General features: G+C 63.9%; 10 protein-coding genes and 1 other RNA gene. 5 read left to right on the forward strand and 6 right to left on the reverse strand.

Features of this window, described 5'->3' with window-relative positions; translation table 11 throughout:
- The first annotated feature begins 202 nt into the window (after positions 1 to 202).
- The 4 genes from rfbB to rfbC are packed head-to-tail and all read left to right on the forward strand — an operon-like array spanning position 203 to position 3,629.
- Positions 203 to 1,264, forward strand: a complete 1,062-nt coding sequence (gene rfbB / locus HA052_RS00840; RefSeq protein WP_081544949.1) for a dTDP-glucose 4,6-dehydratase — start codon at positions 203 to 205, stop codon at positions 1,262 to 1,264.
- Positions 1,257 to 2,183: a dTDP-4-dehydrorhamnose reductase gene (gene rfbD / locus HA052_RS00845; RefSeq protein ID WP_166450424.1), complete on the forward strand. Its 927-nt coding sequence runs from the start codon at positions 1,257 to 1,259 to the stop codon at positions 2,181 to 2,183. The genes rfbB and rfbD overlap by 8 nt, the downstream gene beginning before the upstream one ends.
- A complete protein-coding gene (gene rfbA, locus HA052_RS00850; protein WP_081544951.1) occupies positions 2,180 to 3,067 on the forward strand; it encodes a glucose-1-phosphate thymidylyltransferase RfbA in 888 nt (295 codons plus the stop codon). The genes rfbD and rfbA overlap by 4 nt, the downstream gene beginning before the upstream one ends.
- Positions 3,068 to 3,083: 16 nt before the next feature.
- The gene (rfbC, locus tag HA052_RS00855; RefSeq protein ID WP_166450425.1) at positions 3,084 to 3,629 is read left to right on the forward strand and encodes a dTDP-4-dehydrorhamnose 3,5-epimerase; all 546 of its coding nucleotides are present in this window, start codon (positions 3,084 to 3,086) and stop codon (positions 3,627 to 3,629) included.
- A 69-nt stretch (positions 3,630 to 3,698) separates the two neighbouring features.
- Here the strand turns inward: rfbC and purD are convergent, their stop codons facing one another.
- The 6 genes from purD to rnpB all read right to left on the reverse strand — a co-directional run bounded on the left by purD (position 3,699) and on the right by rnpB (position 9,210).
- The gene (gene purD / locus HA052_RS00860; RefSeq protein WP_081544953.1) at positions 3,699 to 4,976 is read right to left on the reverse strand and encodes a phosphoribosylamine--glycine ligase; all 1,278 of its coding nucleotides are present in this window, start codon (positions 4,974 to 4,976) and stop codon (positions 3,699 to 3,701) included.
- A 57-nt stretch (positions 4,977 to 5,033) separates the two neighbouring features.
- The gene (gene pagP / locus HA052_RS00865; RefSeq protein WP_166450426.1) at positions 5,034 to 5,591 is read right to left on the reverse strand and encodes a lipid IV(A) palmitoyltransferase PagP; all 558 of its coding nucleotides are present in this window, start codon (positions 5,589 to 5,591) and stop codon (positions 5,034 to 5,036) included.
- 65 nt (positions 5,592 to 5,656) lie between these two features.
- Positions 5,657 to 7,234, reverse strand: coding sequence for a bifunctional phosphoribosylaminoimidazolecarboxamide formyltransferase/IMP cyclohydrolase (gene purH, locus HA052_RS00870; protein ID WP_166450427.1), 1,578 nt, complete (start codon positions 7,232 to 7,234; stop codon positions 5,657 to 5,659).
- A gap of 73 nt (positions 7,235 to 7,307) precedes the next feature.
- Positions 7,308 to 7,544: a DNA-binding transcriptional regulator Fis gene (gene fis / locus HA052_RS00875; RefSeq protein WP_019100932.1), complete on the reverse strand. Its 237-nt coding sequence runs from the start codon at positions 7,542 to 7,544 to the stop codon at positions 7,308 to 7,310.
- A 30-nt stretch (positions 7,545 to 7,574) separates the two neighbouring features.
- A complete protein-coding gene (dusB, locus tag HA052_RS00880; protein WP_081544955.1) occupies positions 7,575 to 8,618 on the reverse strand; it encodes a tRNA dihydrouridine synthase DusB in 1,044 nt (347 codons plus the stop codon).
- A gap of 128 nt (positions 8,619 to 8,746) precedes the next feature.
- Positions 8,747 to 9,210: RNase P RNA component class A (gene rnpB / locus HA052_RS00885), an RNA gene on the reverse strand.
- Between the two features lie 106 nt (positions 9,211 to 9,316).
- Between rnpB and HA052_RS00890 the strand changes: the two genes are divergently transcribed.
- Entirely contained in the window at positions 9,317 to 12,496 is a 3,180-nt protein-coding gene (locus HA052_RS00890) for a bifunctional diguanylate cyclase/phosphodiesterase (protein ID WP_166450428.1), read from the forward strand.
- Positions 12,497 to 12,512: the final 16 nt, after the last annotated feature.

A 12,512-nucleotide genomic window follows, 5' to 3' on the forward strand; every position in this document is an offset into this window, starting at 1 on the left:
CCGCCCCAAACCGCTGCCTTTTACAAATCGTCGGCCGGCTTTGCCCACACAGCGCATCACAGAAAACGTATTGAACTCCAGGGGCTTTAAACTCAGAATTGGCAGTTGAGGGACGATAAGGTCAAAAACGCTACCCGGCCTTACAAACAGCCGCCCTCTCTAATATTTATTTTTGAGCACGCAGCAATACTGAAAGAACAATATGAGCATTTTGGTCACTGGCGGCGCCGGCTTCATCGGCGGCAATTTCGTGCTGGACTGGCTGGCACAGAGCGATGAACGCATCATCAACCTCGACGCGCTGACCTACGCCGGCAATCTCGACACTCTGAAAACGCTTGAACAGGACTCGCGCCACGTCTTCGTGCGCGGAGACATCGGCGACCACGCGCTGGTCAGCGCCCTGCTGGCAGAGCACCAGCCGCGGGCGGTGATCAATTTCGCCGCGGAAAGCCATGTCGACCGCTCCATCCACGGGCCGGGCGACTTCATCCAGACCAATGTGGTGGGCACCTTCAATCTGCTGGAGAGCGTGCGCGGCTACTGGACAGGGCTGGCGGACGCGGACCGCACCGCCTTCCGCCTGCTGCACGTGTCCACCGACGAAGTCTACGGCACGCTGGGACCCGACGACGCGCCCTTCTCCGAGCGCCACCGCTATGAGCCCAACAGCCCCTACTCGGCGTCCAAGGCCGCGTCCGACCACCTGGTGCGCGCCTGGCACCACACCTACGGCCTGCCGGTGCTGACCACCAATTGCAGTAACAACTACGGCCCCTATCATTTCCCGGAAAAGTTGATTCCGCTGGTGATCCTCAACGCCCTGGCCGGCAAGCCGCTGCCCATCTACGGCGACGGCTGCCAGGTGCGCGACTGGCTCTACGTCAGAGACCATTGCTCCGCCATACGCCGCGTGCTGGAAGCCGGCGCGCCGGGCGAAACCTATAACGTCGGCGGCTGGAACGAAAAAACCAATCTGGACGTAGTGAAGACCATCTGCGCGCTGCTGGACGAACTGGCGCCGCACGCCAACCCGGCTCGCCGCTACGCCGAGCAGATCGCCTTCGTCGCCGATCGCCCCGGCCACGACCGCCGCTACGCGATAGACGCGCGCAAGCTGGAGCGTGAATTGGGCTGGAAACCACAGGAAACCTTCGATAGCGGCATTCGCAAAACCGTAGCCTGGTATCTGCAACATCAAGACTGGGTGGCCAACGTCAGCAGCGGCGCCTATCGCGACTGGGTGAACCAGCACTATGGCTGAACGCGCTCCCACCATACTGCTGACCGGGGTCAACGGCCAGCTCGGTCATCAGCTGCGGACCGCGCTGGCGCCGCTGGGCAATATCGTCGCGTTGAACCGGACCGAACTGGACCTGAGCCAGGCCGCCAGCATCCTCCAGGCACTGGAGCGCCACCAGCCCGACATCATCGTCAACCCCGCCGCTTACACCGCAGTGGACCGCGCCGAGAGCGAGGTGGAGCAAGCGCATGCGGTCAACGCCGCCGCGCCGGGGCTGCTGGCACAGTGGGCGGCGCGGCGGCAAGCGCTCTTGCTGCATTACTCCACTGACTATGTGTTCGACGGCGCCGGCGAACGGCCTTGGCGCGAGGACGACCCGGCCCGGCCGCGCTCGGTCTACGGCCAGAGCAAATGGGAGGGCGAGGAGGCGGTGCGCGCCGCCGCGCCTCGGCATTTGATCCTCCGCACCAGTTGGGTATTCGGCGCCCATGGCGGCAATTTCCTGAAGACCATTCTGCGCCTGGCCCGGGAGCGCGACAGCTTGCGGGTGGTCGCCGATCAGATCGGCGCGCCCACCTCCACCGCGCTGATCGCCGACGTCACCGTGGCCCTGCTGCGCGACTATCTGCGCAAGCCGGCCGACTTCGCCTACGGCAGCTACCACCTGGCGGCGCAGGGCGAAACCAGCTGGCACGGCTATGCCCGCTTCCTGGTCGCCGAGGCGGAAAAACTGGGCTGCACGCTGCGGCTGTCGCCCGCCGACATCGCGCCCATCGCCACCGCCGACTACCCATTGCCGGCTCCCCGCCCCGCCAACTCCCGGCTCGACTGCGCCAAGCTGCAGCGGACCTTCGCCCTCGCGCTGCCATGCTGGGAAAGCGGCGTCGAACAAGTGCTGGCCGAACTCGCCGCCCAGCCGCAACAGAAAGAGATCCAATGACTCAGGCACGCAAAGGCATCATCCTGGCCGGCGGCTCCGGCACCCGGCTCTACCCGGCCACCATTTCGGTCAGCAAGCAATTGCTGCCCATCTACGACAAGCCGATGATCTACTATCCGCTGACCACGCTGATGCTGGCCGGCATCCGCGAGATCCTGATCATCTCCACCCCGCAGGACACGCCGCGCTTCGAACAGCTGCTGGGCGACGGCGGCCAATGGGGCATCCAGCTGCAATACGCGGTGCAGCCCAGCCCGGACGGCCTGGCCCAGGCCTTCATCATCGGCGAGGATTTCCTGGCCGGCGCGCCGTCCGCGTTGGTGCTGGGCGACAACATCTATTACGGCCACGACTTTTCCGCCTTGCTGCAGGACGCCAACGCCAAGCGTAGCGGCGCCAGCGTGTTCGCCTATCGCGTCAACGACCCGGAGCGCTACGGCGTAGTGGCCTTCGACGCCGACGGCCAGGCCCTGTCCATCGAGGAAAAGCCGGCGCAGCCCAAATCCAATTACGCGGTAACCGGCCTGTACTTCTACGACGAGCAGGTAGTCGACATCGCCAAGTCCATCAAACCCTCGCCGCGCGGCGAACTGGAGATCACCGACGTCAACAACGTCTATTTGCAACAGGGACAGCTATCGGTGCAAACCATGGGCCGCGGCTACGCCTGGCTGGACACCGGCACGCATGAATCGATGCTGGAAGCCAGCCAGTTCATCGCCACCATCGAAAGTCGCCAAGGCCTGAAAGTGGCCTGCCCGGAAGAAGTGGCTTACCGCTCCGGCTGGATAGGCGACGAACAGGTACGCCAGCTAGCCAAACCGCTGCAGAAAACCGGCTACGGCCGTTATCTGTTGGCGATGCTGGATCAGCCAGTTTATTGATACCGACGAGCAACGCATGAATATCATCAACACCGTCATTTCCGACGTCAAAATCATTGAGCCCACCGTGTTCGGCGACGAGCGCGGCTTCTTCTTCGAAAGCTTCAATCAGCAGCGCTTCGAAGCCGCCGTCGGCTGCTCAGTCCACTTCGTTCAGGACAATCACAGCCGTTCGGCCAAAGGCGTGCTGCGCGGCCTGCACTATCAATTGGCGCCGCACGCTCAAGGCAAGCTGGTTCGGGTGATCGAAGGCGAGGTCTTCGACGTCGCCGTCGACATCCGCCGCGGCTCGGCCAGTTTCGGCCAATGGGTGGGCACGCGCCTGTCCGCCGCCAACAAGCGTCAGTTATGGGTGCCGCCGGGCTTCGCCCACGGCTTTCTCACCCTGTCGGACAGCGCCGAGTTTCTGTACAAGACCACGGATTATTGGTTCAAGGATCTGGAACGCGCCATTGCCTGGAACGACCCAGAGCTGGGCATCGCCTGGCCGCTGGACGAAGAGCCCCAACTGTCGCCTAAGGACGGCGCCGCGCCTGGCCTGCGCCAGGCCGAACTGGGCTGAGCTGGATCCAAGCCCGGAAATGAAAACAGCGCCGCTTGCGGCGCTGTTTCTCTATCAAACGGCAAGACGCTAATGTTTGCGGCCGATCGCGCGCGCGCCTATGTCGCGGCGCAACTGCTTGCCGGCGAACTGAATCTGGTCGGCCAACACGTAAGCCTTGCCCTGCGCCATCTTGACGCTGTCGCCCAGGCCTACCGCGCACAGCACGCGCCCGCCGTTGCTGCGCAGCTGCTTGCCCGCGTCCAGGCTGACGCCGGCGTGGAACACCATGCCGTCCTCGCTCTCCGGCGGAAGACCGCTGATCAGATCGCCCTTGCGCGGCGCTTCCGGATAGCCTTCGGCCGCCAGCACCACGCCCAAGGCCACGCGCCGGTCCCATTCCGCCTCCACCTGGTTCAGGCGGCCGTTGACGCCGGCTTCCAGCAGCACGGTAAAATCGGACTTCAGCCGCGCCATGATGGGCTGGGTTTCAGGATCGCCGAAGCGGCAATTGAACTCGATGGTATAAGGATTGCCCTGGGCATCTATCATCAGCCCGGCATAGAGAAAACCGGTATAGCTGTGGCCGTCCTTCTTCATGCCCAGCACCGTGGGCAGGATGATTTCGCGCATCACCCGGTTGTGCACCGCCGGCGTCACCACCGGCGCCGGGCTGTACGCGCCCATGCCGCCGGTGTTCGGGCCCTGATCATTGTCCAGCAGCCGCTTGTGGTCCTGGCTGGTGGCCATGGGCAGCACGTGGTCGCCGTCCACCATCACGATGAAGCTGGCCTCCTCGCCTTGCAGGAAGTCCTCGATCACCACGCGCGCGCCGGCGCTGCCCATCTTGTTGCCCACCAGCATGTCGTCGATGGCCGCGTGCGCCTCGTCCAGCGTCAAGGCCACCACCACGCCCTTGCCTGCGGCCAGGCCGTCGGCTTTGATCACGATGGGCGCGCCCTTGGCGTCGACATAAGCATGGGCGGCGGCAGCGTCGCTGAAGGTTTCATAAGCGGCGGTGGGGATGCCGTGGCGCTTCATGAAGGCCTTGGCGAAATCCTTGGAGCTTTCCAACTGCGCGCAGTATTGAGTGGGGCCGAATATCCGCAGCCCCTCGGCGCGGAAGGCGTCCACCACGCCGGCCGCCAACGGCGCTTCCGGGCCCACCACGGTCAGCTCGATTTTCTCCTGCTTGGCGAAAGCCACCCATTCCGCCACGCTGCCGAGCTCGACGTTGGTCAGATTGGGGTCCAGCGCGGTGCCGGCGTTGCCGGGCGCGACGAAGACCTTGGACACCCGGCGCGACTTGGCGATGCGCCAGGCCAGCGCGTGCTCGCGCCCGCCGGAGCCGATTACCAGTACTTTCATGTGCGATGCTCCACTCGTTTTTGCGGCGCGCCTCGGCGCGCCGGATTTCTCATTCGATCACAATTGCCAACGCAACCAGGCAAACAGGACATTGCCGTTGTTATGCCCGCCCGGGATATAAGTGGCCTGCAAGGCCAGGCGGCGGTATTCCACCGACACCAGCGGCAGCACCGCCGGCAGCGGCGCGTAACTGTAGTCCGAGCGCGCGGTGACGCCGGCGGTAAAACCCGCGCCCAAGCGCCAGCCATCCAGCGGACGCCACATTTTCTGGAAGGCGTAGCCCACGAAGGGCTCCACGTCCTTATGCGAATCAAGGAAGGCCATCGCGTACACCGCGTGCCAATCGCCGTCGGCGTCGTAGCGATAGCGCCCCAGGCCCAAGCCCCACGGCCGTTCGTTGAACTGCTTGATCTTCTCTCTATCGTAGAAGGCCCGGTTGTGCCACGTCACCGCCGGCACATACAGCTCGTACTGGTCGGAACGCCAGGCCGCCTCGATATTGGCGCGGCCGCGTTGCCAGAAACCTTGCGATTCGGCGGCCGGCTCTTCGGCCCGCGCCGCCAGGCTGCAGGACGCCAACAAGCCGGCGCCCAGCCAACAAACAATTGCTCTCATCAGAAAAACAACAAATCCATGCAAAGAAGCCGGCATGCCGGCCTCCTCCGGTTAATCGGAAAAACTCAGTGGCGGAAGTGACGCACTCCGGTCAGCACCATCGCGATGCCGTGCTCGTCGGCGGCGGCGAAGACTTCTTCGTCGCGCATCGAACCGCCCGGCTGGATGATGGCCTTGATCCCCTGTTCGGCGATGACGTCGATGCCGTCGCGGAAGGGGAAGAAGGCGTCGGACGACGCCACCGCGCCCTGCAGGCTCAAGCCGGCGTCCGCCGCCTTGCGCGCCGCGATGCGGGTGGAGTCCACGCGGCTCATCTGACCGGCGCCGATACCGGCCGTCTGACCATTTTTACAGAAAACAATTGCATTCGACTTCACATATTTCGCCACGCGCCAGGCGAACAACAGGTCGGACAGCTCCTGCGGCGTCGGTTGACGTTGGGTCACCACGCGCAACTCGTCCAGGCCCACATTGCGGATGTCCGGCGTCTGCACCAGCACGCCGCCGCCAACGCGCTTCAGTTCGAAGCGGTTGGAGCCGGCTTCCAACGGAATTTCCAGCACGCGCACATTCTTCTTGGCGGCGATGACGGCCTTGGCTTCCTCGGTGAAAGCCGGCGCGATCAACACTTCCAGGAACTGGCCGGTCACCGCTTCCACCGTGGGGGCGTCCACCGGGCGGTTGAAGGCGATGATGCCGCCGAAGGCGCTGGTGGTGTCGGTGGCGAAAGCCAGCCGATAGGCGCTTAGCGTGTCGCCCGCCACCGCCACGCCGCAGGGGTTGGCGTGCTTGACGATGACGCAGGCGGTATCCTCGAAGGTCTTCACTGCCTCCCAGGCGGCGTCGGCGTCGGCGATATTGTTGTAGGACAGTTCCTTGCCTTGCAGCTGGCGGTAATTGGCGATGGAGCCGGCGGCCGGGTCCAGATCGCGGTAGAAGGCGGCCGCCTGGTGCGGGTTCTCTCCGTAACGCATGTCCTGAACTTTGACGAACTGAGCGTTGAGGCGTTTGGGGAAGGCCACGCGTTCCGGCTTGCCCGCCAGCGCGCCGTCGGCCAGGCTGGTCAGATAGTTGGAAATGGCGCCGTCGTAGGCCGCGGTGTGAGTGAAGGCCTTCTTGGCCAACTCAAAGCGAGTGGCCTTGGACAGCGCGCCGCCGTTGGCGCGCATTTCCTCGGCCAGCGCCGCGTAATCGGCGGCGTCGGTGACGATGGCCACGTGCGCCCAGTTCTTGGCGGCGGAACGCACCATGGTCGGCCCGCCGATGTCGATGTTCTCAATCGCGTCTTCCAGCTCGCAGTCCGGATTGGCGATGGTGGCTTCAAACGGGTAGAGGTTGACGCAGACCAGATCGATGTTGCCGATATCGTGCTCGGCCATCTTGGCCACGTGTTCCGGCAGATCACGGCGGCCCAGGATGCCGCCGTGCACTTTCGGATGCAAGGTCTTGACCCGGCCGTCCAGCATTTCCGGGAAGCCGGTGTAGTCGGACACCTCGGTCACCGGCACGCCGGCGTCGGCCAGCAGTTTGGCGGTGCCGCCGGTGGACAGGATGTGCACGCCTTGGGAGGCCAGGGCCTGGGCGAATTCCAGAATGCCGCTCTTGTCGGAGACGCTGATCAGCGCGCGTTCGATTTTGCTCATGGTTCTCTACCGCGTTAACTAAAAAGGAACACAAAAAAAACCGGCCACCCTATTCGGTATGGCCGGTTTGTCTTCATATCAAATCATAAGACTTCATCTTTTTGCGCAGGGTGTTGCGGTTCAATCCCAGCAACTCCGCCGCCCGGGTCTGATTGCCCTGGGTGTGTATCAGCACCACCTCGAGCAATGGCTTTTCCACGCAAGCCAACACCATGTCGTAGATGGCGGAGGGGTTCTCGCCATCCAGGTCCCTGAAATACTGTTCCATCGCCAGCCGCACCGACTGCGAGATATGGTCATTGTTCTGCATGGTTATTATTCTGTCCAAGTCTGATTGGAATTAGCCATCCACCACCGTCTCCAGGTCGTGGTCCAACGCTTCCCCAGCGCCATCCAAGTACACCAGCCGTTCGGAGTCCCCCGCCAAACGGTCGAAATAAGCCGCCACGGCCAAGCGCTGCTCCGCCGTGGACTCGAGTTGGTACATCTGCTGGCGGAACGCATTTCCGCCCTGCAGTCCCTTGGTGTACCAGGCGATGTGCTTGCGGGCGATGCGGCAGCCCGAGTATTCGCCGTAAAACTGGTATAGCTCATCCAGATGCCCCAGCAAGAGCTGGCGGATCTCGCTCACCTCCGGCGGCGGCAGGCATTCGCCGCTATCCAGAAAATGCTGAATTTCGCGGAAAATCCACGGCCGGCCCTGGGCCGCCCGTCCTATCATGATGGCATCGGCGCCGGTATGTTCCAGCACCCACTGTGCTTTCTGCGGGGTATCGATGTCGCCGTTGGCGATCAACGGAATCCGGATCTGCCGCTTCACCTCGCGTATCGTGTCGTACTCGGCCGCGCCGCGATACATATCCTCGCGGGTGCGGCCGTGCAAGGCCAGCGCGGCAATGCCGCAATCCTCCGCCAGCCTGGCCACCCTCAACGCGTTACGGTGCTCAGGGCTCCAACCGGTACGCGTCTTCAGCGTCACCGGCACGTCCACCGCCTTGACCACCGCCTCCAGGATGCGGCCCACCAGCGCCTCGTCGCGCAGCAGCGCCGAACCAGCGGCCACATTGCACACCTTTTTGGCCGGACAGCCCATATTGATGTCGATGATCTGCGCGCCGCGCTCCACGTTGAGCCGCGCCGCCTCGGCCATTTGCGCCGGATCGGAACCGGCGATCTGCACCGAGATCGGCTCCACCTCGCCGGCGTGATCGGCGCGGCGCAAGGTCTTGGCCGTGGTCCACAGCGCCTTGTTGGAGGTGATCATTTCCGATACCGCCATGCCGGCGCCCAATTGCTTGCACAGCATGCGGAACGGTCTATCCGTCACCCCGGCCATGGGCGCCACGATCAGCCGGTTTTTCAATGTGTACGAACCAATGCGCATGCTTGCAAAACTCTGGGATAGCTGACTGAAGGGCCGGTATTGTAAAGCTTTTTCCCTGGGACGTGGATTTTTTTTGCTTATTTTTTGAGCAAACCCCATAGCGTCAAGCCATGGGATCGCGGGGATGAGGTGGAAGTTGGCCGATAAGCCGGGTCTTGTCGTTGGACAGTCATTCCTCTAGGCCTGCCGTTACCGACAGGCTCAAGCGACCTACCCGGGGATATACGCGAGCAACGTCAATTCCCCCTATTTGGTCTTGCTCCGGATGGGGTTTTGCCTGCCGTCCGTGTTACCACGTCCGCGGTGCGCTCTTACCGCAGAATAGGGCACCACACCCTACCTGTCCGACCGGACTCTCGCCCGGCCAGTACACCTTTTCACCCTTGCCTGATCCGTCCCGCCGCTTGCGCGGCGAAATAAAGAATCCACGCCCTTGCGGGCGCTTCTTCCGGCCATCGGCGGTTCAGCTCTCTGCGCCACTTTCCATCGCCTCACGGCGTCCGGCCGTTAACCGGCATCCTGCTCTACGGAGCCCGGACTTTCCTCCCCGCTCCTTCTTGCGAATTCGCGCGGCGACTGTCTGGCCAACTTCCGGCCGCCATTCTACCCGATTCCGCCCCGGCCGGCCCGACATTTTGCCATGACAAACGCGATAATCCCTTATACTGGCCGGTCCACCGAGCGATAACGACAAAAACATGGAGCTGAATCAGGCCAAGCTGTCCCGTCTGCAATTGTTTGGCACGCTCGCCATTGTGTTCATGCTGGCGCTGACCTTGTCCAGCTACTTCCTGCTGAGCAGCTGGAACGACTTCCAGACCCGCCAGCACACCATACGCCAGGACGCTTACGCCCGCGCGCGCGACTACCTGCGCTCCTACGCCGACCACGCCGCTCAAACCCTGTCCGCGCTGCGCGAACGCACCAACGACACTCTAAAGCAAAGGCTGCGCGAACAGGTGGACCAGGCCTGGAGCCTGGCCGACGCCATCTGGCGCCAGGAACGCCTTCGCCGCCCGCCTCATCAGGTGCAGCGGCTGATCGCGGAGGCGCTGCGGCCGCTGCGCTATTTCGACGGTCGCGGCTACTTCTTCATCGACGGCCTGGACGGGCGCTGCGTGCTGCTGCCCACCGCGCCGCAGTTGGAAGGCGGCTCGCTCCTGGCCAACCGCGACGACCAAGGCCGCTACATCATGCGCGCGCTGATCGAATCCGTGGACAACCCTCAACAGCGCGGCTTCAGCTCTTACCGCTGGTACCAGCCGGGCCGAGGCGAGATGAGCGAGAAAGTCGCCTATGCCCGCCGTTTCGGGCCCTACAACTGGCTGATAGGCAGCGGCGAGTATCTGAACAACGTCGAAACCGATATGCAGAAGCAAGGCCTGGAGATGCTGGCGCGGATGCGCTTCGGCCACGACAGCGGCGACTTCATGATCATAGACCGCCACGGCGTGATCTTGCTGGACCCGTCCAATCCGACGATGAACGGCAAGCACTACTCCGCCCTGCCCGGCGCCGACCGCGGCCGCATTGCTGAACTGATCCGCCGCGGCAAGCAAGGCGGTTTCATGGAATACCTGATCAGCAGCCTGGACGCGCCGCAAGGCGAGCGCTATCTGTCCTACGCGCGCCAACTGCCGGGCTGGGACTGGACCCTGGTCACCAGCCTGCGCGTGCAGTCCATCGAAGACAGCAGCCAACGGGCGCGACAGGAACTGGAGCGCAGCCTGCGCGAACGCATCGTCGCCACCTTGCTGCTGACCCTGGCCGCCCTCTTGGTCGCCGCGGCCTTCTGCTGGTTCTTCCTGCGCTGGCTCAACGCGCTGGTGCAGCGCTACCGCCAGGACCTGCAGCAAAGCCACCTCTCGCTGGAACAGCGCTCGCGCGACCTGCGCCTCAGCCACTTCATGGTGGACAACGCCACCGATCTGATCGCGTTGCGCAACTCCGCCGGCGACATCGTCTACTGCAATCAAGCGGCGCGCCAACGGCTGGATTGCGGTTGCGACGCCGCAACGCTGACCCGCGCGCTGTTCCGTCCAGCCGCGGATGCCTTGCCTCGCACCTTCGACACCCGGCTGCAGTGCTGCGGCGAAGAGCAATGGCTTGAGGTCACCGTCAGCCCGCTCAACTACCAGGGCGAAGACTATCTGTGCGCCACCGGCCGCGACATCACCGCCCGCCGCCAGACCGACCGCCAACTGCGGCTGGCCGCCAAGGTGTTCGAATCCAGCAACGAGGCCATCCTGGTCACCGACCCGGACAACCGCATCCTGGCGGTCAACCGCGCCTTCTGCGCGATCACCGGCTACGAAGAGAACGAGGCGCTGGGCCAGACTCCCGCCCTGCTCGCCTCCGGCCGTCACGAACCGGCCTTCTTCGAAAACATGTGGCAGCAGCTGACCCAGCGCGGCCAATGGTCCGGCGAGATCTGGAACCGCCGCAAGAACGGCGACATCTTCCCGGAATGGCTGAACATCAGCGTGCTGCAAAACGAACAGGGCGAAATCAGCCATTACGTGGCGCTGTTCACCGACATCTCCGAACGCAAGGAGCAAGAGGCGCGGGTCCAGCACCTGGCCGAGTACGACGCGCTGACCGACTTGCCCAACCGCGTGCTGATCAACGACCGGCTGCAGCAGGCGATCCGCCAGGCCGAGTTGCGTCAGGGCCAGTTGGCGGTGCTGTTCGTCGATCTGGATCACTTCAAGAACATCAACGACACCCTGGGCCACGGCTTGGGCGACGAGCTGTTGAAACAGGCGGCCGGCCGCCTGGGCGCCGCGGTGGGCGCGCTGGACACTGTCGGCCGCACCGGCGGCGACGAGTTCGTGCTCATCCTGCCGTCCATCGATCAGCCCGGCGAGGCCGCGCAAGTGGCCGAACGCGTGCTGGCCGCGATGCAACGCCCCTTCGACATCGGCGCCCACCAGCTTACCGTCAGTTGCAGCATAGGCATCAGCCTGATGCCGGACGATGGCCGCGACCTGCAGAATCTGCTGATGAACGCCGATCTCGCCATGTACCACGCCAAGGCGCACGGTCGCAGCACCTTCCGCTTCTACACCCGGGAAATGAACGTGGAAGTGGCCGAACGGCTGCATCTGGAAACCCGGCTGCGCCGCGCCATCGAACATGGCGAGCTCTATCTGGTTTATCAGCCGCAGTTCAATATGAGCGGCGAGCGCCTGCTCGGCTGCGAGGCGCTGGTGCGCTGGCGCGATCCGGAACACGGCTTGATCATGCCCTCGCGCTTCATTCCCATCGCAGAGGACACCGGCCTGGTGGTGCCGCTGGGACGCTGGGTGCTGGGCGAAGCTTGCCGCCAGGCGGCGCAATGGTACGACAGCGGCCTGCGCCCGGTGCGCATGGCGGTGAATGTCTCGGCGCGGCAACTGACGCGGCCGGACTTCGTCGACGACGTGCGCGACGCACTGCAAAGCAGCGGTTTGCCCGGCTACTGCCTTGAGATCGAAGTCACCGAGAGCACGCTGATGGAGGACGCGGATTTCGCCGCGCGCCAATTGGCGGTGATCAAGGCGATGGGCGTGCGCTTGTCGATAGACGATTTCGGCACCGGCTACTCCAGCCTGGCCTATCTGAAACGCTTTGCGCCGGACACCATCAAAATAGACCGCTCCTTCATCATCGATCTGCCGCAGGACGAAGAAAACGCGGCCATCGTCTCCGCCATCGTTCACCTGGCCAACGCGCTGGGCATGGACACGCTGGCCGAGGGCGTCGAACACCCGCAGCAGCAAATCTACCTGGGCAAGCTGGGCTGCTCGGCGATGCAGGGCTATCTGCTGGGCGCGCCGCTGTCGGCCGAGGCGATGGAACAACGGATGGACGCCTTGCGGCAGCGACTGTCCGTCTGAATCCAGGCCGGCGCAT

This window comes from Chromobacterium fluminis, assembly GCF_011602385.1.
In the GTDB taxonomy this organism is placed as follows: Bacteria; Pseudomonadota; Gammaproteobacteria; order Burkholderiales; family Chromobacteriaceae; genus Chromobacterium; species Chromobacterium fluminis.